Source organism: Devosia sp. YR412 (assembly GCF_900110945.1).
GTDB lineage: Bacteria > Pseudomonadota > Alphaproteobacteria > Rhizobiales > Devosiaceae > Devosia.
Window position 1 is genome coordinate 36,550 of the sequence record NZ_FOFL01000004.1, and the last position, 23,201, is coordinate 59,750.

Annotated in this window: 24 protein-coding genes and 2 pseudogenes; 20 read left to right on the forward strand and 6 right to left on the reverse strand. The window is 60.3% G+C overall.

Going from position 1 to position 23,201, the window contains the following annotated elements; genetic code table 11:
* Positions 1-24 precede the first annotated feature (24 nt).
* Entirely contained in the window at positions 25-2,025 is a 2,001-nt protein-coding gene (locus tag BM045_RS13895; protein ID WP_092184290.1) for a hypothetical protein, read from the reverse strand.
* An 81-nt stretch (positions 2,026-2,106) separates the two neighbouring features.
* Positions 2,107-3,066, reverse strand: coding sequence for a hypothetical protein (locus BM045_RS13900; protein ID WP_139198797.1), 960 nt, complete (start codon positions 3,064-3,066; stop codon positions 2,107-2,109).
* 393 nt (positions 3,067-3,459) lie between these two features.
* On the opposite strand from BM045_RS13900, the gene BM045_RS13905 reads away from it, so the two are divergent.
* The 3 genes from BM045_RS13905 (at position 3,460) to BM045_RS13915 (ending at position 5,520) form a co-directional block, all read left to right on the forward strand.
* Entirely contained in the window at positions 3,460-4,179 is a 720-nt protein-coding gene (locus tag BM045_RS13905; RefSeq protein ID WP_092184294.1) for a LuxR C-terminal-related transcriptional regulator, read from the forward strand.
* Positions 4,176-4,658, forward strand: coding sequence for a hypothetical protein (locus BM045_RS13910; protein WP_092184296.1), 483 nt, complete (start codon positions 4,176-4,178; stop codon positions 4,656-4,658). Before BM045_RS13905 ends, BM045_RS13910 begins: the two co-directional genes overlap by 4 nt.
* Positions 4,659-4,848: 190 nt before the next feature.
* On the forward strand, positions 4,849-5,520 hold the full coding sequence (locus BM045_RS13915) for an AfsR/SARP family transcriptional regulator (protein ID WP_170848514.1): 672 nt from the start codon (positions 4,849-4,851) through the stop codon (positions 5,518-5,520).
* A 403-nt stretch (positions 5,521-5,923) separates the two neighbouring features.
* On the opposite strand, the gene BM045_RS19185 is transcribed toward BM045_RS13915, so the two are convergent.
* Together BM045_RS19185 and BM045_RS19360 are read right to left on the reverse strand one after the other, a co-directional pair.
* Positions 5,924-6,145, reverse strand: a complete 222-nt coding sequence (locus BM045_RS19185) for a bestrophin family protein (protein ID WP_244523007.1) — start codon at positions 6,143-6,145, stop codon at positions 5,924-5,926.
* 22 nt (positions 6,146-6,167) lie between these two features.
* The gene (locus tag BM045_RS19360; RefSeq protein WP_348271257.1) at positions 6,168-6,278 is read right to left on the reverse strand and encodes a hypothetical protein; all 111 of its coding nucleotides are present in this window, start codon (positions 6,276-6,278) and stop codon (positions 6,168-6,170) included.
* 277 nt (positions 6,279-6,555) lie between these two features.
* Between BM045_RS19360 and BM045_RS13925 the strand changes: the two are divergent.
* The 4 genes and pseudogenes from BM045_RS13925 (at position 6,556) to BM045_RS19365 (ending at position 8,633) form a co-directional block, all read left to right on the forward strand.
* Positions 6,556-7,307 (forward strand): annotated as a pseudogene (locus BM045_RS13925) (SDR family oxidoreductase).
* Between the two features lie 11 nt (positions 7,308-7,318).
* A pseudogene (locus tag BM045_RS13930) lies at positions 7,319-7,782 on the forward strand (carboxymuconolactone decarboxylase family protein).
* The gene (gene sigJ, locus BM045_RS13935; protein WP_348271255.1) at positions 7,772-8,440 is read left to right on the forward strand and encodes an RNA polymerase sigma factor SigJ; all 669 of its coding nucleotides are present in this window, start codon (positions 7,772-7,774) and stop codon (positions 8,438-8,440) included. The pseudogene BM045_RS13930 and the gene sigJ overlap by 11 nt, the downstream one beginning before the upstream one ends.
* Positions 8,433-8,633, forward strand: coding sequence for a sigma-70 family RNA polymerase sigma factor family protein (locus BM045_RS19365; RefSeq protein WP_348271256.1), 201 nt, complete (start codon positions 8,433-8,435; stop codon positions 8,631-8,633). Before sigJ ends, BM045_RS19365 begins: the two co-directional genes overlap by 8 nt.
* An 11-nt stretch (positions 8,634-8,644) precedes the next feature.
* Here BM045_RS19365 and BM045_RS13940 read toward each other — a convergent pair whose 3' ends face one another.
* Positions 8,645-9,499 (reverse strand): AraC family transcriptional regulator, encoded by an 855-nt coding sequence (locus BM045_RS13940; RefSeq protein WP_244523008.1) that lies wholly within the window; start codon positions 9,497-9,499, stop codon positions 8,645-8,647.
* Positions 9,500-9,677: 178 nt separating this feature from the next.
* Between BM045_RS13940 and BM045_RS13945 the strand changes: the two genes are divergently transcribed.
* From BM045_RS13945 to BM045_RS13955, 3 genes are all read left to right on the forward strand, one after another.
* On the forward strand, positions 9,678-10,646 hold the full coding sequence (locus BM045_RS13945; RefSeq protein WP_092184300.1) for an oxidoreductase: 969 nt from the start codon (positions 9,678-9,680) through the stop codon (positions 10,644-10,646).
* Between the two features lie 60 nt (positions 10,647-10,706).
* Positions 10,707-11,291, forward strand: a complete 585-nt coding sequence (locus BM045_RS13950) for a TetR/AcrR family transcriptional regulator (RefSeq protein ID WP_092184302.1) — start codon at positions 10,707-10,709, stop codon at positions 11,289-11,291.
* 92 nt (positions 11,292-11,383) lie between these two features.
* Positions 11,384-12,124 carry an SDR family NAD(P)-dependent oxidoreductase gene (locus BM045_RS13955; RefSeq protein WP_170848515.1) on the forward strand — a complete coding sequence of 247 codons (741 nt, stop codon included), beginning with the start codon at positions 11,384-11,386 and terminating at the stop codon, positions 12,122-12,124.
* 65 nt (positions 12,125-12,189) lie between these two features.
* Here BM045_RS13955 and BM045_RS13960 read toward each other — a convergent pair whose 3' ends face one another.
* Positions 12,190-13,041 carry a sucrase ferredoxin gene (locus tag BM045_RS13960; RefSeq protein ID WP_092184306.1) on the reverse strand — a complete coding sequence of 284 codons (852 nt, stop codon included), beginning with the start codon at positions 13,039-13,041 and terminating at the stop codon, positions 12,190-12,192.
* Between the two features lie 283 nt (positions 13,042-13,324).
* Between BM045_RS13960 and BM045_RS13965 the strand changes: the two genes are divergently transcribed.
* The 10 genes from BM045_RS13965 (at position 13,325) to BM045_RS14010 (ending at position 22,233) form a co-directional block, all read left to right on the forward strand.
* The gene (locus tag BM045_RS13965; protein ID WP_092184308.1) at positions 13,325-14,248 is read left to right on the forward strand and encodes an ABC transporter substrate-binding protein; all 924 of its coding nucleotides are present in this window, start codon (positions 13,325-13,327) and stop codon (positions 14,246-14,248) included.
* Positions 14,249-14,285: 37 nt separating this feature from the next.
* Positions 14,286-15,284 (forward strand): iron chelate uptake ABC transporter family permease subunit, encoded by a 999-nt coding sequence (locus BM045_RS13970; protein ID WP_092184310.1) that lies wholly within the window; start codon positions 14,286-14,288, stop codon positions 15,282-15,284.
* Positions 15,284-16,345 carry a FecCD family ABC transporter permease gene (locus tag BM045_RS13975; protein WP_092184311.1) on the forward strand — a complete coding sequence of 354 codons (1,062 nt, stop codon included), beginning with the start codon at positions 15,284-15,286 and terminating at the stop codon, positions 16,343-16,345. The genes BM045_RS13970 and BM045_RS13975 overlap by 1 nt, the downstream gene beginning before the upstream one ends.
* The gene (locus tag BM045_RS13980) at positions 16,342-17,130 is read left to right on the forward strand and encodes an ABC transporter ATP-binding protein (protein ID WP_092184313.1); all 789 of its coding nucleotides are present in this window, start codon (positions 16,342-16,344) and stop codon (positions 17,128-17,130) included. Before BM045_RS13975 ends, BM045_RS13980 begins: the two co-directional genes overlap by 4 nt.
* A 363-nt stretch (positions 17,131-17,493) precedes the next feature.
* Positions 17,494-17,739 (forward strand): hypothetical protein, encoded by a 246-nt coding sequence (locus tag BM045_RS13985; RefSeq protein ID WP_092184314.1) that lies wholly within the window; start codon positions 17,494-17,496, stop codon positions 17,737-17,739.
* A complete protein-coding gene (locus BM045_RS13990; protein ID WP_092184316.1) occupies positions 17,736-18,764 on the forward strand; it encodes a hypothetical protein in 1,029 nt (342 codons plus the stop codon). Before BM045_RS13985 ends, BM045_RS13990 begins: the two co-directional genes overlap by 4 nt.
* Positions 18,765-18,965: 201 nt before the next feature.
* Entirely contained in the window at positions 18,966-20,036 is a 1,071-nt protein-coding gene (locus BM045_RS13995; RefSeq protein WP_139198798.1) for a hypothetical protein, read from the forward strand.
* 131 nt (positions 20,037-20,167) lie between these two features.
* Positions 20,168-20,734 (forward strand): hypothetical protein, encoded by a 567-nt coding sequence (locus tag BM045_RS14000; RefSeq protein WP_092184320.1) that lies wholly within the window; start codon positions 20,168-20,170, stop codon positions 20,732-20,734.
* Positions 20,731-21,129 (forward strand): hypothetical protein, encoded by a 399-nt coding sequence (locus BM045_RS14005; RefSeq protein ID WP_092184321.1) that lies wholly within the window; start codon positions 20,731-20,733, stop codon positions 21,127-21,129. Before BM045_RS14000 ends, BM045_RS14005 begins: the two co-directional genes overlap by 4 nt.
* Positions 21,130-21,138: 9 nt before the next feature.
* Complete coding sequence (locus BM045_RS14010) at positions 21,139-22,233, forward strand: phage major capsid protein (protein ID WP_092184323.1); 1,095 nt, start codon at positions 21,139-21,141, stop codon at positions 22,231-22,233.
* The last annotated feature ends 968 nt before the right edge of the window (positions 22,234-23,201 follow it).

The window sequence follows — 23,201 nt, forward strand, 5'->3', positions numbered from 1 at the left end:
AGGAAAAACCTTGAAACGGCCGTGTCAGGCCAGAACCGACTGCATGACGTCTACGGGTGGGGCATCGCTGGCGATGGCGGCAATGGACGTGCCTTCGGGCAGCGCCGGCAGGTCCTCGGCATCGACAAGGAAAGCCACGGCTTCAGAGACCAGGCTATCGAGCGGATGCTGACCGTCAGAGTGAGCGGGCATGACCAGTTCGGCCTGGATCAGGATGGCGTCCGAATAGACCTCGCCGCCGACATAGCCCTTGGCGCCAATGCTATCGAAATCGTGGATGGTCGCGACATTGACCAGGGCATTGCTGCCGGTGCTGACATCCCAATCCATGGTAATGCCATTGGCGGCGAGGTCGGCCGCGATGGCCACCGTATCGGCGTCGCAGATCACATTGGTCTGCTTGACATATTGCAGGTCATAAACATTGCCGGAGATATAGAGGACGCGAAGGCCGGCAAAGCCCTCCATCGTCGCCTCATGCCTGACCGAATCCGGCATGTCGCGGCCACCGCTCGACAGCGTATCCGCCGCGTCGCGATAGCTGTCCGGCACGCCATGCTCCCATGCCGCCGGCCCGACATTGGTGATCGATGCCTGGTTCCATAGCAGATTGCCGCCGGTGGAGACGCTGGCCGTATCATTGCCGCCCATCAGGATGGATACGGCATCATCGTCATAGAGCACATTAGTCTGGCAGATGATGTTGGCGTCGTAGAGACTACCGCCGATGATCACCAGATCGTAGTATAGCCCCAGGTCGCCGAAGGTCGTGGCATTTAGGCTGAGGTTTTCGCCCGACGTGATGGTGGTGGTACTGCCCGAGGCGGTGAGCACCAGAATGTCATTGTCGGACTTGAAGCTGAACTGGTCGATCCAGCTTAGGAAAGTAACATCGCCCTGGATGACGCTGACCATCCAGTTACCGGGGAACACATCGGGCTTTGCGTCGGCCCGGTCGCCGGCGGCGTCGCGAGTTTCGTGCATCACATTGGCGATGTTGAAGCCAAGCGTACCACTCGCGGTCGCGGCGTTATGGCCGTCGGTGATACGGGTGACGTCCCAGTCGCTCCAGATATTGGTCTGAATGATGGCGTTGAAATCGTGATAGTCGCCCATCACCGCAAGGAACGTCGGCGCCATGCCGGCATTGACGATGCCCACGGCGTTAATGGCCGAATTGCCCCCCGCATCGACATCCATCGTGCCGCTCTTACCCGTCTGGGAAATGACCAGCTCGTTCGCCCCCTCGCCTTCTACGACAACAGCCGTCGAGCCGTCATAGTCTTCGGTCAGATGCTCTGGCAGATGGTCGTCAAGCTCGGGAAGCTCGTCGACCACTTCGCCATCGACATGCATACCACCGACAGCCTCGCCCTTGATTACCACGACGTCGTCGGACGGGCTGTCATAAGCCTCGGCGATTTCAGCGGCCGCGGTGATGAACTCGGCAATGCCGGCGCCGCCATCAGGCAGCGTCAGGCCCTTGAGCGCGGCAGCGACATTGGCGGCGTCTGCCACCATCATGTCGTAACGGCCGAAATCCACGGCATCCAATGACAGGTTATGCACCCCACCCGGCATGACCATGATGTCATCGTCATAGAGAATGGCCTTCTGTTCGGCGACCATGGCGACCGAACCCTGGATCGGCCCTTCCAGCGGACCAGGCTCGCCGCCAATGCGCACCGGCCGAAAGCCAGGCAGATCGAGATCATCCGGCAGGCCGGCAAAGCCGGCGTCTGGACCGGGTCGCAGCGCGTCGCCCGCGTCCTGGCCATTGGGGCGATCAAACCCGCGCAGGGCTTCGACCGGCGGCCGGTAGCTGACGCCAGACATATAGGGATCGAGGTCGAGCCTCTGGTTGAAATCGGTCGGCCGGTAGGGCAGTTCGCCCTCGCCGACTCCCCGCGCCTCATGCTGAAATTTCTGGTGTTCGATACGAAGCCGGGCCTGTTCGGTGGCCAGCTCGAAATGCCCGATGAAGTGGGCGATGACTTCCGACACGCTGTCATTCTGCACGAACATGGTTGCCTCCCCACCATTGAGCCCGCGAGCGAAGGAAGAAGGTCCGCGCGTGCGCGGACCAGTTGTTTGGAGATCAGGTTTTTAGAAGCTGTCGCCGCTCGTGGTGGTGGTGTCGTTGTCCATGTTGCCGCCGACGACGACGCTGTCGATGGCGTTCTGCTGCAGGTTCGCACCCAGCACGACTTCGAAGTTGAAGGCCGAACCGGTCTGGACGAAACTAGTGTCAGCAGAGGTATTGCCACCGAACGGATCGTCGACGCAGTCCCAGCTGTCCTTGCCAGCATATTCCACGTCGCCCGAACCACCGTTCAGCGAGAAGGTGCCATGGCCTTGGTACTGCACGTTCTGCAGCTGGTCAGCATCGAGGATGTTGGCGATCTGGCTGACGGCAAAGCCGGCATCATTGCCACCACCGCTGAAGGCACCGTTGAACAGGCCTTCGAAGTCGACGTCGATATTGCCATACGACACGCTGTGGTCGTTGAAGGCATTGTCATAGTCATTGAAGGCGTCTTCGATCTTGCTGTCGATGTCGATCTTGGTGGAGTTGTACGAGTCGTCGATGTCGGTCTCGTTTTTGGTATTGTGCGAGTTCTCGACCTTGGTGTTGTACGAGTCATCCACCTTGTGGGTGTTCAGCGCGTTTTCCAGAGCCACGTTGAGGTTGGTGTTCGACGTGGTCGTGTTGTAGGAGTCGTCGATATCCGTCTCGTTCTTGGTGTTGTGCGAATCCTCGACCTTGTTTTCGGTCTTGGTGTTGAACGATTCGTCGATGTCGGTGTCGATATCGGTCTTGTTGAACGATTCAGTGGCCGACTTGTTCTCGGTGCTGTTCTTGGTGATCGACACATCATCATCAGACGACTTGTCAACGTTGAACGTCTGGTTGTTGTTCAGATTGCGGCTGTTGTTGTCATGCGAGTCGAAGCTCTTGTTGTAAGAGTCATCGATTTTGACTTCGGAATCGTATTCGTTGAACGACTTGCTGATGTCGATATCGGTGTCGTTCGAGGCCGGAGCATTGTTGTTGCCGTAAGACATGATCGTTTCCTCCATGCAGGAGACCGAGCCTCAACTCATTTCAAATGAGGCTATGGGCGGCCCTGGTGTTACCTGCCGGGATCGACAGGCATCCACAGCATGGGGCGGCGCCAGTCCAAGCATAAGATAATAGAAATATTTAGTCCGGCGGATAGATCGATAGGTCTACTTCATTTTTGCCAGTCATACGCCGTATTGTGAGATTTGCTGCAACGGCGTTAGCAACAAAATTAACCTTACTTACATCCATGGATTTTGGTCAGCGCTACTTACCTAGAACTCGACGTGATCGAGGCGTCAACGTCTTCTACGAATCACGCCTGAGTCACGGCAATACAGTAAACACTTCGTATACAAGGAATTTTTAAGCCGATATAACTAGAGGGGAGCGTAATGGGATATCGTGAGGAGTTTAGACCGGCGGACCGAAACCCGGATGGCAATGTAAAAGCGCAATCAGCGCGGCGTTGCATCCTGGTGATCGGCCCGACAACTGCACTGTTTCAGGGGCTTGTTTATGCCCTTCGATCACGGTTCAGGGCCTATGACGTACTGCTGGCCGAAGGTTGCGGCCCTCTAAGCAATCGCACCAATGTCAGCCTGGTCCTCACCTACATAGCCGACTCCGCAGAAACCGACACGGCCACGCGTAGTCAACGGCATTTTCCCGACGCCGCGGCGGGACTCATCACCGGACCAAGTGTCGATACTCTGGCCGACGGCCATCGATTTGACTGGGCGAACGGGATTCTGCCGTTGACCCTCGAGCTCGATGTCTGGCTCGCAGCGGTGACCGTACTGCTCAGCGGCGGCAGCTATCATCCGAGCGCAAGGCGCTCAGCCCCGCCACCATCCGTTATATCAGCGCCCGGCCTCGAGATTCCCGAGAAGTTGCGAGGCGGCCTGACCCGACGCGAGCAACAGGTGCTTGGACTGCTGTCACAGGGCCTGCAGAACAAGTTGATCGCCGATCGCCTCAAGCTTTCGGAACATACGGTCAAGGTTCACGTGCATAACTTGATCCGCAAGCTGCACGTCCACAACCGGACTCAGGCAGCCGCCCTTTTTCGTGCGCCTGCCCCCATCTTCTCAGATGAGGGATTTAAGCAATGACCAGGATGGAAAACATTCTTCTTCTGGTTGGCCGGCTGAATTACAGCTGGACCAATACCGAGAGCATGCTGATCTATTTGATCGCCCACCTTATGAAGACGTCGAAAGAGAGCGCCATCGTGGTGTTCCTGACTCTTAACACCACGCGCGCCAGGCTGGACCTGATCGACCGGCTGGCGAAGATGAGGTCAACCCACGCCGAGACCAGAGCCGAAACACTGAAAATTACCGGCAGGCTAAAGGCCGAATCGCGCCTGCGGAACAAATACAACCATTGCATCTATTCGTTCGACCCGAGCGGCACGCATGGCTACACGCAGCTAATGCGAATTGGAGATACGGAAGACCAGTTGAAATATGGCAAGGTCGACGCCATCGATGATAATGAAATCGATAACATAAGGCATGCAATCGACAATATCGGCAGCGTCAATCGTCAGATATGGGAGTTTTTACGGCTCCATCAAATTAGTGCATAAATTTGATTTGAAACATTCAAGCATAGGTGCGCTTCCTAGCAATATAATTCCCGACGCAAATTAAGTTCGGAACGGGAAATTAATTTGGGGAGTGAGAAATATTGCCATGCATACGGTCGATAGATCTTTGCAATCGAGAGTAAATGTAACGCTTCTGAACTCTTGCTCTCTGACAGTTGACGGAGAACAGATGGAACGCGTGCCCTCGGCATTCTACCGCATCACTGCCGTACTGGCCCTGAGCAGTGGGGTCGTGTCGCGCACCCGTCTCGGCGATTTGTTCTGGGCCGATGCACCGGATGGTGCGGCCTCTGCCAATCTGCGACAGAGCCTCGCCCGCATTCGACAGCTACAGCAGAGTCTGCAGTTTGATCTGATCAGCATGGACACAAGCCGGGTGTTGCTGAAATCGACCGCCGAGGTGGACTGCGACCTGCTTGCGCTGCGCAACATTCTCCGGACCTCCTATGGCGGACGGGCAGTTGACCTCTGCCGGCTCTACAATGGCGACCTGCTGTCAGACTTGCCGCCCGCCAGCAGCGAGTTCGAGGACTGGCTGGAAACCAACCGTAATGACCTGCGCAATCGCGTACTCGAAGAGCTTGGCGCAGCCTTGACTGAGGACCACACTCTGTCCCCGGCGCAGCGTTCATCTTGCGCCATGCAGATTCTGGCGATTGATCCTTACAATGAAGAAGCGCACCGGCAGTTGATGATCGAGGCGGCACGCCGCGGCGAAGCGTCATTGGTTCACAGTTACTACAACCGCTGTAGAGACCAACTGCAGCGCGAGTTGGGCGTGAGTCCGTCGCTAGAGACGCAAGAGCTTTACCAACGCCTGCAACGGCAATTGGTGACCTAGCGATGCGTATCGATGCCGGCATCGAGAGCGGCATAAGCTACGCCAAACTAGCTAGGGTCCGGTCAATTGTCTTCGCCCCCCTGCCTATTCTAGCGTCGCTGTTGTTGGCGGCATGCTCAGACAGTCGACGGGGGATGTGATGGCGAGAATTTCGACAATCCAAAGTTCGACAATGGCGAGGAAGCATGGCTCTGTGCCACGACTGGCCGCTATTGCCATTTTCGCGTTGGGTGCATGGCTCTTGTTCATATGCATCGTCTGGTTGCTATGGCGCCTGCTGACCTGATTTAGAGCGATCGCGGCAAGACTTTTCGCCCTACGAAACACCGCACCTTGGCGCCCTGTCATTTCCTTAGAGACGAGCAGCCAGGCGCTGACACAAGTCCGATGACGACCAGCGCCGTTAGGTGGCAATGCCGTTGCGCGGCAAGAACGGCGCAGGCAAATCAACCTCTCCCATCGCCGAGCGCAGTTCGATTTCGATTTCGCGGCAAATTTGCGAAATCGGCACGTCATTGGCCCCGCCCTCGAACGGGTTGGACGTGCTCTCGCCCACCTGGTCGAGCGACATATACATCCAGCCCAGCAGCGAGCTGAACGGCACGGTCAGCCAGATCGAGATCACGCTCCACACGCCACCAGTCGGCTCATCTCGGCGAACACCGGCACACCGCGCCAAAGGGCAGCAGCGTGCAGAAGATCGCCACGAACATCGAGCTGACAATAGCATATTGGCGTGGATAGGGACTGTTCTTGATGCGATCGCAGCGCGCCTGCTAGGCTCACCACCACCATGAAAATGATACTGCCGCGCGACCAGAGCGCGAATTCGACCGACCTGTAGGATCTTCCGACGTGCATTTGATGCCCCGAACTCAAGGTTGATGCATCCAAGACGAGACCCGGGCTGAGTGTGTGACATGGGCCAGGCAAATTCTTTTTAGCGGCCCATGTCACACCCCCCCATGACAGCTCGTCTTGCTGCTGAAGACGTCGCCAATCGCGGCCCAGCGTCAGTCAGCAAAGGCAAAAACCATAAAAATCCTCGTCGTCGGCGGAACCGGCCTCATCAGCTCCAAGACCGTGCGCATCCTCCTCGATCGCGGCCATGAGGTCATCGCCGCCTCGCCCAGTTCGGGCGTCAATACCATCACCGGCGAAGGCCTCGCGGCCGCCATGGCTGGCACCGATGTCGTGCTCGATCTGGCCAATTCGCCCTCGTTCGAAGACGCCGTGCTCGAATTCTTCCAGACCGCCGGGCGCAACCTGTTGGCCGCAGAAGCCACCGCCGGCGTTCGCCATCACGTGGCGCTCTCGGTCGTCGGCACGCAGGATCTCGGCGACAGCGGCTACTTCCGCGGCAAGCAGAGGCCCAGGAAGCCCTGATCAAGGCCTCGCCCATTCCCTACACCATCGTGCATTCCACCCAGTTCTACGAATTCCTCAGCGGCATCGCCAAGTCGGCCGGCGCCGAAGGCGCGATCACGCTGTCGACTGCCTGCATCCAGCCCATCGCCTCGCCCGACGTGGCCGCCGTCATGGCCGATATCGCGCTTGCCGCCCAGCTCAATGGCACCCTTGAAATCGCCAGCCCCGAAAAGGTCCGCATGTCCGATCTCCTCACCCAATACCTGTGCGATGTCGGCGACGCCCGCGCCGTCATCGGCACCCCGGAAGCCCCCTATTTCGGCGCTCGCCTCAATGACGACACGCTGCTGCCGCGCGGCACGGCTCGCCTCGGCACCATCGGCTATGCCGACTGGCTCGCCAGCCAGACCCCGCGGTGAGAGGCGCCCCGATGAAAGCCAGACTGGACGATCACCTCGCCAAGGCCCCGGCCGCCATCAAGGCGATGATGGCGCTTGAAGCGGACCTCAGGGCGAGTACTCTGGAAACCACCCCTGCTGGAGCTGGTCAAGCTGCGCGCTTCCCAGATCAATGGCCGCGCCTATTGCATCCACCTTCACGTAACATCCCTGCGCAAGTCCGGTGAAAGCGAAATGCGACTATACCTGCTGGACGCATGGCGCGAGGCGCCGCACTACACGGCGCGAGCGGGCGGCCCTCGCCTGGACGGAAACGCCGACGCGCCTGTCGGAAACCGACATCGACGAGGCCGAATACGAGATCCTTGAAGCCGCCTTCACCCCGGAGGAACAGGTCAACCTGACCCTCGCCATCGGCGCCATCAACCTTTGGAACCGCCTCCAGGTCGGCTTTGCCGTGCCCCCTCCATTCCCCGAGTGTGCCTATGACGCCTAACCAGGCTTCAGACCTCTTCGAGATGCATCGGCCCCGGCTGGTGCGTCTCGGCTATCGCATGCTCGGCGGCCGCGCTGCCGCCGAGGACATTGTGCAGGATGCCTGGCTGCGCTGGTCCAACATCGACCAGTTCGCGGTCAGTAATGTCGGCGCCTTCCTCGCCCGCATCGTCACCCGGCTCTGCCTCGATGAAATGAAATCGGCCCGCGCCCGGCGCGAGCTCTATGTCGGCAGCTGGCTGCCCGAGCCGATCATCGAGCCAGAAGAGCCCGGCATCGACACCGACGAGCTGACCATGACGCTGATGATCACGCTGGAACGCCTGTCCCCGCTCGAACGCGCCGCCTTGCTGCGCGACGTCTTCGGCCAGCCGCTCGACGAAATCGCCACCACGCTCGGCCGCGACGCCCCCGCCGTGCGCCAGCTTGCCTCGCGCGCCCGCAAGCATGTGCAGGAAGCCCGTCCCCGCTTCCCCGTCGCCCGCGCCGATGGCGACCGCATCGCAGAAGCCTTCTTTTCCGCCGCCCATACCGGCGACGTCACCGCGCTGCGCTCGCTCCTGGCCGATGACGTGGTTCTGCATTCCGATGGCGGCGGCAAGGTCTTCGCCTTCCTGCGCCCCATTGTCGGCCTTGGATCATGTGTTGCGCATGTATAGCGGGCTCTATCGCAAGCTGGGCCCCGGCTGGACCCAGTTCATCCGCCCCGCCTGGATCGATGGCCTGCCCGGCTATGTGAGCCGCGAACGCGGCGCCATCCTGCAAACCACCGCTTTCGCCATCGAAAACGGCAAGATCACCGCCATCTACATGATGTGCAATCCCGACAAACTCACCCATGTCGATGGCTGAGCGCAGGGCATTCAGTGATCTGCGGAAGCAGCTTCGACTGCCGCGGAGTTTATCCGCTGCTCCGTGCGATAGCGTGCCGGCGACGTGCCATAAACTCGTCGGAAGCTGGCGCCGAAGGCGCTGTCGGAGCGATAGCCCAAAGCTGCGCCGATGCTGGACACCGGCTCTGCACCCCGTCGCAGCTTCCCGGCGGCCAAGCGCATACGCCAGCGGGTCAGATAATCCAGTGGCGCGACACCGACACGCAGCTTGAACCGAGCGGCAAAGCTCGACCGCGACTGCCCGGCCAGCCGCGATAGCTCGCTGAGCGTCCAATTGCGTTCGGGTTCCGCATGCACCGCCTGTAGCACCGGCGCAATGTGGCGATCGGTGAGCCCGCTTAGCCAGCCGGCATCATCGGCGGCACGCTGCGTGAGATGGGCACGCAGCACGTGGATGAAGGCCAGACGCAGCAAATCATTACACATCAACTGTGCTCCAGGCGCGCCGGAATCCCACTCGCGATCGAGCTGGTCGAGCAGCCAGCCAATCGCCGCCGCCGCGCCGCCCTTGATCACCAGGATGCGAGGCAAGGCGTCGGACAGCAGCACGCCATCCACCGTATCGAGCCGCACACTGCCCCCCAGAATGGCGAAGTCGCTGCCATCGCCGAATTGCGCCGCCACGCCGGCGTTGGCGAACACATCCCGAGCTGCGGTCAGTCTGGCGTCCGGCGCGCTGGCCAGATCGAAGGCGCCATTGGTGACGACAAAGCAATCGCCGGCCTCCAGCTGAACTGGGGCCTGATCCGCAGTAAGCAGCCAGCAGCCACCGCGGCGCACCACGTTGAACTTGATATTGGCCGGTGTGGCAACCGAATGCCCCAATCGCCCCCCGCCGCCAGGCTGATCGAGCAGAGCGCCACCGCGTTGATGGTATTGAGCACCGAGGACAGGGCATCGCCGGGCATGGTTTGGACGATCACGATAGTATTCCGGATTTCGCTGGCTGGATTGTCTAGGGAGATAGGCCATATGCAGTGTCATTACCAGTGGAGACCACTTCATGACCCAGCATCAACATCCCATCGGCTCGCCGTTTTCAGCCGCCAGCACAGCCGCGGAGGTCGTCAGCGGCATCGACCTGTCCGGCAAGACGGCAATCGTTACTGGGGGCCATTCCGGCATCGGCCTTGAAACCGTACGAGCCCTTGCCAGCGCAGGCGCGCAAGTGATTGTTCCGGCGCGTGATCCCGATCGGGCCGCAGCCGCCCTGGCTGACATTGTCAATGTCGAGATCGAGCGGCTGGACCTGTCCGATGCCGCCTCAATTATCGCTTTCGGCCAGCGGATCGTCGATAGCACTCGCCCCATCGACATGCTGATCAGCGGCGCGGGCATCATGGCCGCGCTATTGTCGCGTGATGCGGATGGCCACGAAAGCCAGTTCGCGACCAATCATCTCGGACACTTCCGCCTCACCGTCGCACTCTGGCCTGCCCTGGTCCGCAGCGGCGATGCCCGCGTCATCGCGGTGTCCTCCCGCGGGCACCAGATCGCCGGCGTGGACTTCGACGACATCGACTTCCTGACGCGCCCCTATGACAAATGGGTGGCCTATGGCCAGTCCAAGACCGCCAATGCGCTGTTTGCCCTCGCTCTCGACAAGCGTGGCAGGGCCGCAGGCATACGCGCCCTCTCTTTGCACCCGGGCCAGGTTCTCACCGGGCTGGCGCGGCAGCTCTCCGAGCAAGAGATTGCCGGCTTCGACGCACGCGACGAGAATGGCAATCTGCGCGTCGATCCCGCTCGCGGCATGAAGACCGTGCAGCAGGCGGCTGCAACGGCGGTCTGGGCCGCCACGAGCCCACAACTTAACGGGTTGGGTAGCGTCTATTTCGAAGACTGCGACATTGCCGCCGTCAACACGGCCGGATCCGGCCGCAAAGGCGTAGCCCCGTGGGCTGCCGATCCAGCCCTCGCCGAGCGGCTATGGCTTGTTTCGGAAGCCATGACGGGACTATCGATCAGCTGACCCGACATATCTCCCGTCGCAATTCTTGACTCCTCAGTCCAGAATAACTAATTGAGGTCTATGGCAAGAACCAAGGAATTCGATCGCGACGCAGCCCTGGCCGGAGCACTGGATGTGTTCTGGACCAAGGGCTATGAGGGCGCATTGACGGAAGACCTGCTCAAGGGCATGAAGATCGGTCGCCAGTCAATGTATGACACTTTCGGCGACAAGCAGTCGCTGTTCCTCGAAAGCCTGCGGACCTACCACAAGCTCGACAACAGGAATTTCTTCGATCACCTGGGTGACAATCCCTCCCCGCTGGAGGTTTTGCATGGCTTCCTCGCGATTTTCACCCGGCGCAGCGCCGAGGAAAATGCACGCGGCTGCATGGGCATCAATGCCACCACTGCCTTCGGCCACGCCCAGCCGGAAGTGACCGCCCTGGCCCGCGGCACGGCGACCAGCGTCGAGACTTTGCTGGCCGGCCTGATCGAGGCTGCGAAGGCACGGGGCGACCTGTCAAAGACACTGAACGCCACCGTTGCCGCGAGCTTTCTCTATGCAACCCTGCAGGGGCTGACTGTCCGCGCACAGGCCGGCGCAGACCGTGACGAACTGGCCGGCGTCGCCGACTTTGCCATGAAGGCGCTCTCGGCCATGTAGCCGCCGGCCAGCTCCACCTCATCAACAAGCCTACCCAATTTTGGACTAATCAGTCCAGAAAATATCTCTCCATGCCTGACGAAAGAAACCTCATGTCGGCATTTCTTCCTCTTCTCAACAAACGAGCCATTGTCACCGGCGGCTCACGCGGCATTGGTGCCGCCATCGTTCGCAAGGTGGCCGAACAGGGCGCCAAGGTGGCCTTCACCTATTCGGCAAGCCCGGATGCCGCCCAAAGCCTTGTCGACGAACTCACCGCCAGCGGCAGCACAGTCGTCACGCTCCAGGCCGACAGCGCTGATCCGGCGGCCTTACAGGCCGCCATTCGCCAGGCGGTCGATCGGCTCGGCGGTCTCGACATCCTGGCCAACAATGCCGGCACTCTCGCGCATGCCCTGCTCGACAATTTTACCCAGGCCGACTTCGACCGAACCATTGCAATCAATGTGCGCGCACCCTTCTTTGCCATGCAGGAGGCGGGACGCCATATGCAATCGGGTGGCCGCATCATCAATGTCTCGAGCAATGTCGCGGTGAGTGCGGCCGTGCCCGGCGCCAGCGTCTATGGCCTGTCCAAGTCGGCGCTCACCGCGATGACGCGGTCGCTTGCCCATGAATTTGCGCCACGGGGCATCACCGTCAACGCCATTCAGCCGGGCCCAACCGCCACTGACATGACGGCGGGCATGGAAGACTACATCATCGGCCGGGTGCCGGCCGGTCGCATGGCGCATGCTTCGGAACCTGCAGCGCTGGTGGCCTACCTCGCGGGTCCGGATGCCGGCTTCATCAATGGGGCCGCGCTAACCATCGACGGCGCCATGACGGCTTAGTCTAAGACGCTGCCTCGCCATTGACGCAACGCGGCGAGGCAGCAATGTCTCATAAAATCCATGACTCAAGCGATGGTCGCCACCCACCTGAGCTTGTCTTTCGGCTCGGCATCCATGTCCCGGCAATTGCCGTAGACAGGAAAACTTTGGCGATCTGCCCGGACGATCAGCCGTTCGGCGTTCAGTTCCACTTCGACCGTTGCCTTGACGTCGGAATGCATCGTGACCTGCGCCACCTTGATCTCCGCGAGATCGACCCGGCCCTGTGCCCAGTGTCGGACGGCAGCCTCTGCGGATTGTTCGATTTCGTCCAGCGCCGGGTTGCCTTTGTAGGAAGGCAGATAGAGCTCTTTGCGAGCGAGCGTGGCCAGGAATTCCGGCACGTTTGCCGGCGTCAGGCGGCCGTAGCGCTGCCGATCCGGCATGACGATGACGGAAGGCGCAAAATGGCAGCCGCCAATATGGGTGCACTGCAGCACATCAATGCCAAAATCCGGTGCAGCGGCAGCGAGCGCCTTGAACACCGGAAAGCCGTAGCGCGCACAGCAGGCATCGGTCTTCGCATCGGTGCAGCAGAGCACAGTCCGGCGCAGCGGCGTGCCATCAAGGCCAGTGCCATCGCGCCATTGCTCGATCAGCGCTGCGGCATGCTCCTGGTCGCGCGGGACAATGCTGGATGCGTCTGGGAATGACAGCAGTTCGAGATGCTCACCATCCACCAGCCCGACATAGCGTCCATTGCCGGAGGCCGCCTTCATCTGGCTGCGCAATTCCTCGCTCAGACCAACGCTCTCAAACCGCGGCCGCCGCCATTGTCCCTTGGGCCAGCGCACAAACAGGTGGCGCTCGGCAAGGGCCGCGGTGCCCGTAAGGGGTTCGCCGCAGGCAATGGCATGATCCGTGCAAAACTGGCGCATTGAAACAATCGGTCGGAGCAAAGGCGTGGCGCCATGAATGCTCCAGCACGGGACCGCAAGTCAACCTGAGCCGCACAATCATCTTTCGGCGCGGTTGCATTCGGGACTTTCCACATCCGCATGACAGACGTCAGAGCTTAAAAAGATGACTGGGAAACTAGACTTTGAATTCGCCCTATGCTCTGAAGCCTTCGCTTGGGTCGCTGTCACGCATCTGCGTCGCGATCGGCTCTGCCAGCGCCCTGCCCTCAGATCTGAATTCACGTCACGGAAGGTTTCCTCAATGTCCCAATCGAATGCGCTGTCGCTGCCGTCGGGCTTTCGCACGTTTCTGGCCCTGGCAGGCGCCGTCGCCCTGCTTGGCACGGTGACCACAGCGACTTTGGCTGCCGGCGAAACGCATGTCGTAACGCATGCCCGCGGTGCAACTGAAGTTCCGTCGCAGCCGCAGCGCGTCGTGGTGCTCGAGCCGGTTCAGCTCGATACCGCCATTGCGCTGGGCATTGTTCCGGTCGGTTCGCCAACGCTGAATGCGTCGACCGGCATCCCGAAATATCTCGGCGAAGAGGCCGCCGGCATTACCGTGGTCGGCACCTTCATGGAGCTCAAGCTCGAGGCCATCGCCGCCCTGCTCCCCGACCTGATCATCGGTACCGAGACGCGTCATTCCGCCTATTACGATCAGCTGAGCGCCATTGCGCCGACCGTTTTCATGGCGACCCAGACCGATCCATGGCGCGATAACCTGCAGTTCACTGCCAACGCCCTTGGGTCGACCGCCGGCGCTGACCAGCTGCTGGCCGCATACGACCAGCGTTGCGAAGACATCAAGCAGCGCTACAATGTCGAAGGCAAGACCGCACAGTTCATCCGTCCGCGTGACACCGTGCTGAGCATTTATGCGCCAAGCTCGTTCGCTGGCAGCACGCTGGAATGCGTCGGCTTCAAGATCCCCGACCGCGATTGGGATGATGCCATTTCATCCGATATCTCGCCTGAACTGGTGCTCGACGCCACGGCCGATTACGTCTTCGTAGCGGCCGCCGATCCAAGTGCTGCCGATGCCATCCCGGCATCGATCCGCGCCAATGAAGCGTCCTTCCCGAAACTGTTTGCCGCTGACTCGGCCTATTGGATTTCCGGCGTGGGCTCGGTGGGCGGCATGGCCGTCCTCGACGACATCGAGAAGGCGCTGTCTGCCGAGTAACATGCCTCTGACCACGCTTCCGGCAAGGGATGCGCGCATGCGCACCCTTGCCTTTCCGCTTTGCATCCTTGCTACGATCGTGCTGCTAGCCGCGGTGATAGTGTTGTCGATCCTCGTCGGCGCCAATCCGGTCCCGGTGCACGCCGTGCTGGATGCCGTGCGAGGCAATGGCAGCAATGAGGCCAATTATGTCATCTGGACGCAGCGCGTGCCGCGCACTGTGGCAGGGCTGATGGTCGGCGCCGCCCTCAGCGTGGCCGGCGCGCTGGTGCAGTCCTATACGCGCAACCCTCTGGCCGACACGGGCCTGCTCGGCGTCAATGCGGGCGCGGCCTTCTTCGTGGCGGTCGGCATCGCTTTTTTCGGAATCTCGTCCCCGGCCGGTTATGTCTGGCTCGCCTGCCTCGGCGCGTTGGTGCTGACCGCCGTGGTCTATACGATTGGCTCCGCTGGTGGCGAAACCGCCGGGCCGGTCAGGCTGACCATGGCCGGCGTGGCGCTGGGTGCCGTTCTCTCGGGTCTGACCACCGGGCTGACCCTGACCAATCCCGACGCTTTCGAGCGCATGCGCGGCTGGAGCGCTGGCAGTCTGCTGGAGCGCGATTTCAGCGTGCTGCTACCGGTCCTGCCATTTCTGATCTGCGGCGTCGTCATTGCCGCCTTGGTCGCACCGGGGCTGAACTCCATCAGCCTTGGCTCCGATGTCGCCCGTTCACAGGGCGTGGATATACGCCGGACACAGGCCTTCGTTCTGGTCGCGGTCACCCTGCTGGCGGGCGGCGCTACGGCGATTGCGGGGCCTCTGGTCTTCGTCGGGCTGGTCGTGCCGCATATCGTGCGTTGGGCCGTCGGTGTCGATCAGCGCAAGATCGTCATGGGCTCACTGCTGTTTGGACCTTGCCTGGTGTTGCTGTCCGACATCGTCGGACGCATCGCCGTTCCGCCCAGTGAAATGCCTGTTGGGGTCGTCACCGCCTTCGTTGGCGCCCCACTTCTCATCGGCCTCGTCCGCCGCGCCAAGGCGACCGGCCTGTGATGAAACTGGAAAACAGGCTCCGCACGGGCCCAACACCGTCCCTGCTGGTCATCGGTCACGACCGGACAAATATTCTCCTCGACAGGCGTGCTGCTGTGGTCGCGGCCAGCGCTGGCATCTTGGTCATCATCCTGATGATCCTGGCTGTTTTGCTGGGCGATTTTCCCCTGACCATCTCGGAAGTCATGGATGTCTTCCTCGGGCGGGGCGAGGCCCTGGTCCGGACGGTGGTACTCGAATGGCGCCTGCCCCGCGCCATGGCCGCCGTGCTGTTCGGCGCGGCGCTGGCGGTGTCTGGCGCCCTGTTTCAGACCATCACCCGCAATCCATTGGCCAGTCCGGATATCATGGGCCTCGCCAATGGCTCCTATAGCGGCATGATCCTCGCCCTCGTCTTCCTGGGTGGCAGCTGGCCCATGTTGGTGACGGGATCGCTAGCGGGTGGATTGGCCGCGGCCGCAATCATCTATCTGCTGGCCCTGCGCGATGGGTTGCAGGGCTTCCGCTTCATCATGGTGGGTATCGGCGTCTCTGCCATGCTGGCCTCGCTCAACACCTGGCTGCTGCTGCGGGTGGACCTCGACGTTGCCCTCTTAGCCTCCGCCTGGGGCGCCGGCACGCTCAACAGCATCACGCCCGCCACGCTCATCCCCACCGGTTTCAGCATCATGATGCTGCTCTGTCTGGTACCGGCCGTCAGTGCACCCTTGCGGCAGCTTTCGCTCGGCGACGATGCCGCCGCCTCGACGGGCGCGGCGATAGGACCGGCGCGATTGGCGGCCATCGTCATCGCCATCGGGCTGGTCAGCGCCGTGACCGCGGTATCCGGCCCTATTGCTTTTATCGCCCTATCGGCACCGCAAATTACCCGGCGACTGGCAGGCACCGCAGAGATCCCGCTAGGCGCCACCGGCGTCGTCGGCGGATTAATGTTGCTGGTGTCCGACCTGGTCGCACAGCATGTCATTCCGCTCACCCTGCCGGTCGGCGTGGTGACGGTGGTGTCTGGCGGCCTCTATCTCGTCTGGCTGCTGGTCAGAGAAGCCCGGAGAACGACATGACTGCTCCACCCCTGCGCAGCCAGGCGGCGACCCTCTCCTACGACAAGCGCGTCATCGTCGAGGACCTCACCTTCGATATTCCCGCTGGCTCGTTCACCGCGATCATTGGCCCCAATGCCTGCGGCAAGTCCACGCTTCTGCGCGCCATGGCGGGGCTGCTCGCGCCGGCGGCAGGGCAAATGATTCTGGATGGCAAGGGGATCGCCAGCCTTGCCCCGCGCGAGATCGCCCAGCGGCTTGGCCTGCTGCCGCAGACGGCCATCGCGCCGGAAGGCATCACGGTCGCGGAACTGGTAGCGCGCGGCCGCTATGTGCATCAGCGCTTGTTGCGGCAATGGTCGGCTGAGGACCGCCAGGCGGTCGATGACGCCCTGCGCCTCACCAATGTCACCGAGCTTGCTGACAGGCGCGTCGAGCATCTGTCCGGCGGGCAACGGCAGCGGGTCTGGATCGCCATGGTGCTGGCGCAGCAGACGCCGCTCATTTTGCTGGACGAGCCAACCACTTACCTCGACATCGCGCATCAGATGGATGTGCTCAATCTGCTGCACGAGCTCAACGCCGCTGGGCGCACTATTGTGGCGGTCCTGCATGACCTCAATCACGCGGCGCGATATGCATCGCACATCATCGCCATGAAGGCCGGCAAGGTCCTCGCGGCCGGCTCGCCCGCCCAAGTGATTACGGCTGCAACCGTTTCGGCGGTGTTTGGGCTGGAGACCGAGGTGATACCCGATCCAGTGACCGGCAATCCCATGGTGGTCCCGCACGACACGCGGGCTTAGGCAAATACCCAGCAGCAACAGGCCGTTGGCTGCACGAATTATACAAAGACAGAGTGGGAAAGTGTAGGAGAGCGTAGGGCATCTCGCCCGGCGCCACCATTCCGAAATCTTCAATGCTATGAAGGGGGAAGGTGGCGCGAGAGACGGGGCTCGAACCCGCGACCTCCGGCGTGACAGGCCGGCGCTTCTCTATGTCGATCAACGCCAGTTTCAACTTCTTTCAGGCAGGAACCGGCCCCAATCGGCTCGTTAGTTGAAACTCCCCTTGCCCGCGACTTCTATTCATTTGCCTACCCAGAATACCCAGCACCGCATGACGCGGTCGCCAACCCATGCGCCCCAAACGGGCGGTAACGGAGTCTCATGAAGCTCATACAATCGCACCCCCTTGCCGACGAAGGCGATCGTTCCGGCCATGTTTGTATCGGCCTGATCGACGTCGAGGTAACGCCAGATATCAGGCTATATAAACTGCGTGTCTTGCGCATGCGGGACGGCCGCCATCGGATATCTGCCCCCTATGCTGGCAAGAACCTTGCAGCGTCATTTTCGCCAGAGCTGGCCGAGCGTTTGACGGTCATGGCGGTCGACGCTCTGGTGGCGGCATGAAGCGGCCGCAGAAGAAGGCGGTCGTAACAAACACCCCATCCGGGAAGCCCCCAGAGCTGTCGTCACCCGACGGAATCGTGGCGCGCTGGTACATTCTAGGCGCCATTATCCAGGACAGCCGATCAAGGATGATCCACTCCCAGGTGGCGTGGCCTATTCTAGAGGCTTACTTCGACAAGAGGGGGAAAGGAGAGTCGAGTTATCGCTATCTGGCCACGGCCACCCGGCTAACTCATGGCAGTATCAAGACTGCCACAACCGATTTGGTTGAATGGGGCTATTTCACTCGGGAAGTGGGTTCTGGCAAGGCCCCCACCACCTATGTCCCGAACTGGGCATATGCGGCATCAGCTTATGCCTCAGGCAGACTTGGCGTTCTACAGCCACCGAGCGCTCTATCATCACCGAGCGCTCTACAACCACAGAGCGCTCTACAGCCACAGAACGAGGGTGCTCTACGGCCAGAGAACACTACGGACGATAGCGTTCAGCAGCCACAGAACGAATCCCTCTTAAGTAGCCCGCTTAAAGGGCTTACTAAAGAGGGAGATGAGAAAGACGACCCGGGCGTAGGCCTTGCGGCCACGCCGGTCGCTTTCCCACTCCCTAAGAGATGGACGATTGTTGCTGCAGATCTAATCACCGCCGATGACGACGAGCCGGACTTCGTTGCGATCGACCTGGAGTCTGATGAAGGCGACACCGTCACGGACTATTTCGATTTCGATCCGCTCACTGGCTTTGAGCCGGACAGCCGTTGGGTCGAATTGGTCAAGTACGCCGAGCTCTTGTGCGAAATTGGAGCAACCGAAGACCTGGTTGGAGTTCGTGTCTGGGCCTTCGGCAGTGAGAATGACATGACCTATATCAGCGCGCTCGAGGCGTTCACGATGCTGCCCAAGAACGATAACGGGACGCCTGCAAAGGGACCGACCCTTCCACCCGGCGAACGTCCATGGGCAAAAAATCTTGTCGCTGGAGCTGCGGCAAGCCGGACACCATCAAAAGTCGCCTGCCCTGGGTGACCTACACCGGCCCCATAACCTCGCACACATGCAATTACAGGAAATGCTCTCGCGCAGCGCGCGCACGCGCGTACGGCGCGCGAGGGTCAACCGTGAAGAGTTGCCTAGCAAGCAACCGAACTCCACCAACAATGCGCACAGAGCGCCGCTTCGCGCTCTGAATCGGCCATTAAGAGCCGACCAAAACCCGAGGAACATTCCATGACACTTGCGCTCACCGCGCCGGACGGCTTTGTGCCGGCTAATGACAATCAACCACGTCCTGCAGCTAGCTTCGCTGATCTATCGGAGCGCCGCGCATGGCTGGCCAGTCTTCCCATGCCAGAAAACGATTCCGACATCCCGCAGGTGTTGGGCTGCCCAACGCTTGCTCGATTGAGTAAGGCCGGCGACCAGCGTCGCCTTGTAGCCATGGCGTGGTGGATCAACTCAACGCGGGCCCTGCAAATACCGAACAGCATACAGGCAGCGAACGATAACCAGGCGAAAGAGGACGAGGCGAATGCTGCGCAGCCGCCAGATGCAGCCGAAAAGCTAGCGGTAGACCTGCTGTTGGACATTCGCCCTACGGTCAATGAGCTCATGTCTGCTTCAGGGCGTGTATCTGTTCGATGCAAACGATCTTCGTATGGCGCTTGGAGCAAGCTGGAGCGCCACCAAAACCAGTTGGTCGTTGGCAAGCACCGCAGCAAAAGCAAACTGCCCGTCGGCAAAGATGAGATTGTCGGGTGGTTCGACCGAAACGGCATAGAACGTCGTGCGGAAATGAAACTTGCCGGGCCTAAGGGTGGGGCAAAAAAGGTGCGGTCCGCGGCGGACATCACGCGATACCTAGACCGCCCAGGATCGCCCTTCCCCTCGCAATGGCTTGCTTTTGACGGAGGCCGCCGGTGGGACCGAACAGATCAAGCACTGGCGGCCGAGCGCGTGCTTAATGAGGCAATCGCGAACACCAGGGTGATGCCGTCGGTCAAGCGAGATGCAAAGGCTGTCGTGGCACATGGCGCTTACTTCATCGGCGGGACTGTGGCGAGCACCGGTGGATCCGGCGGCATGTTGGACGCCGCCGCCATTGAGGCGGAGCTTGCCCGTACCGGCACGGCACGTCGTGTTCGGGCGAAACTAGGTGAAGACACGGCAGTGGTTCTGGACCTTGCCACTACCAGAATGACGGCTGAACAGATCGGCACCGAGTTTGGCTACACCGGCCAGTACGCTAGGCGCTGGGCGGTCAAAGCCATTGATGCAGCGTTGGATCAAATAGCAGCCTAACCGAGTACCCTAGAAGGGTGGCTGGCAGCGTACATTATTAAGAGGGTTCCTCAGCCTCAACTTACAGGCCCGCTTCGGCGGGCTTTTCTTTTCGCATTCCAATCCAGAATTTGAAGAAATAGGAGAAGCCCATGCGTAAAAGCGCTGCGGCAGAAATCGTCGCGCGCCGGCTCGCAGTGGCACGCGGTCGAACCGATAGCCTCGTCCAACGGGCCTCTGAAGCGGACTTGCTCCCCACCTCAGAGGGTTCGCGCAGATACCCACCCGACCTGGGCGCCATCGAGCTCACAAACCTATTCCTTGCCGTGGTTACCGATCGTGGGCTCGCGAATGCTAGCCAGTCGGTGCGCGAGTTCGCTGCCCTTGAGAACGAGCATGGCAAACGCTTCGGCGATGCGCTCACCGACATGTTTTCGCATGGGCCGGCGCTAGCCAGTGCGGTTACCGGCAACTTGGTACTCCGGCTTGAGCCCCCTTCTGTGTCGATGACACTTGGTGGCACGCATGTGAGGTATGGCCCCGAACCACCGACCGACAGTGCCGGCAAGCACGTGATCGTGCCCGGTCGCACATTGGCAGCGATCGGTCTCGAGTTTTCCGGCCATTCTCCACACAACGCCAACACCATAGTCGCGCTTGCCTCGGCAAGCCGTTCTTTGGACCTGTCGGCGGCATTCTCCAGTCCAGGATCAGCATGACCAATTTCAAGCCACTAAGCGAGGTACCAGGCCATCCTGGTTTCTACGCCTTGCCGACAGATCCAGAGCAACTGGCGCTCTTGGCCAAGGTCTCAGCAGGCATGCGAGGCGTGGATCCGCTTCACGTTTCAATGCCCGCCACGAAGCGAGAACGAGAAGTCGTTTGGCGCACGATGAACGAAAACTTCGCGCAGCTCAGCGCGGAAGACACAATGGTGCAAGGCGAAAAGATGACCGCAGCGCGGTCGGCACTCTTCAATGCGCTTGGTCGCACTCCCCCAGCCACTACGCCAGAAACCGTAACGCCAGCAGCGCTCGCAAGCGCCCGCATCAAAGCCCTCTCGGATAGTCGAGCGGCTTGTGGGGCGATTATCGCTGCCGGCTATGAACCCTAAGGATTACTGATGAACGATACTGATCTTGCCGCCCTTATCACCGATCTTGGTAAGCAGCATGCTGCCGACAATGACAATTTGAAGACTCGTGTCCGAGAGCTCGAGCAGCGTGCTGCCAACGAGCGCGACCCTGGTGGATCTTCCTTCGTCGAGTCCATCGCACAGAAGCTCGTCGATCACCCCGACTTCAAGCAGTTCAACGGCGGCCGAGCACGTGCAAAGGTTGCAGTTGAGTCCGCTGCTATCACCACGGCAAACTCCACTGTGGGCGCGGGTCGTTCTGCTGGCACGTCGTTAATTCAGGCTGACCGCCAGGCCGGCATCATCACGGCGCCAGAGCGCGTGATGACCATTCGGGATCTGCTCGCCCCCGGCCGCACGAGCTCGAACAACATCGAATATGTTAAGGAAACCGGCTTCGCGAATAACGCGGCGCCAGTCGCCGAGACGACGCAGAAGCCGTATTCGGACCTAACTTTCGATATGGCCAACGCGCCAGTTCGGACGATCGCTCACCTTTTCAAGATCTCCAAGCAGATGTTGGATGACGGCCCCGCCGTCGTCAGCATGATCGATACCCGCGGCAAGTACGGACTGAAGTTGAAAGAGGAGCAGCAGCTACTACGCGGTGACGGCACAGGTGCAAATATCCTTGGCCTCATCCCTCAGGCAACGCAGTTTGCTCCGGCCTTCGTCCCCCAGGATGCAACGCGGATTGATCGTCTTCGACTGGCCATCCTTCAGGTGCGCAAGGCTGAATATCGCGCCTCCGGTATCGTGCTCAACCCCGATGATCTAGCGCAACTTGAACTCACGAAAGACGCCGATGGCCGGTACATTTACGTCAATGTGGTGGAGGGCGGGGAGAACCGTCTGTGGAAACTTCCCGTCATCGACAGCACCGTAATGAACTCGGGCGAATTCCTCGTCGGAGCTTTCAACATTGCGGGCCAGGTGTTCATGCGACAGGAAGAAACGCTCGAAATCTCGACCGAGAACGTCGATGACTTCGAGAGGAATCTAGCGACGGCCCGCATTGAATCGCGCCTAGCGCTTGCGGTTTATCGCCCTGAAAGCTTCGTGCACGGCAGCTTCGCAGACTAAGGAACACGGCGGGGATTTGAGGGGGCTAGCTCAGTCCTGAAGATGACGGGAGGCCCGCCGGCCCAACGGTTCCAACCGCCCGTCATCACGGCACTGGCCCGGCGAGTCCCCTGCTTAGGCAGCGCCGGGCCATACTCAATCACAGTTACTTCTTTTTCCCTTTGTCAGGTGTTTGGGATAGCGCTGAAGCGGCAGCTGTTTTGCTATCCTTCTTTGACCCTGTCCCTGACATTGTCTTGCTAGCTGCAGTTGCAGCCTTGGGTGAAGTCTTCTCGTTCTTCGCCATCAAATCCTCCTCAGGTCCGACGGCTTGACGCTCTGCCGAGTCGAGCGCCTGATCAAGCCTTCACTCCTGCTCTTTTATTGTGGGCAGCATGGCTTAAGCCATCACCGGCGCGCGCGTTACGCGTGACGAATCTAGCCACGCACACCATTCATTCGTGTTGGGTAGAAACCTCTTCTGCCTCGCATTTAGCAAAATTTAGGTAGTCGTTGGCGTGATCCGCTGTGGCGTTTGCATAGTCTACTAAGCTTGCGTGATGATTATTCAACTCATCGATGTATTCTTCGACGTCGTCAAAGTACGCTTCAATTTCATAAGGTTCACACGAATGCTTTTGCGTGTATGAATACTCACCTAAACAGTACGGTACACTCGGCTTAGAGGGTAGGTAAATATTTGGAGGTGTTTCGTAGAAGCTTGGCGAAATGCATATAGCAGAGGCGGGAAAAACTGCCGCCCCCGATATGAAAACAACAGACAACAGTAGTTTGGTGAATCGATGCATCTTGCCCCCTCAGTGCGCTAGCAATGCCACGCGCTGTAGGAGCTGCATAGGTGTTAGGCAAAGTCGCAACTTCAGGATTTCGCCCACACCGCTTGCCATCTCACGTGGACTTTTTCTCAGTCAGTTTGATTGTTTATCAAAAGAAAGGGCCCCGGCTGCTGTTAAGCGCCAGGGCCTTTC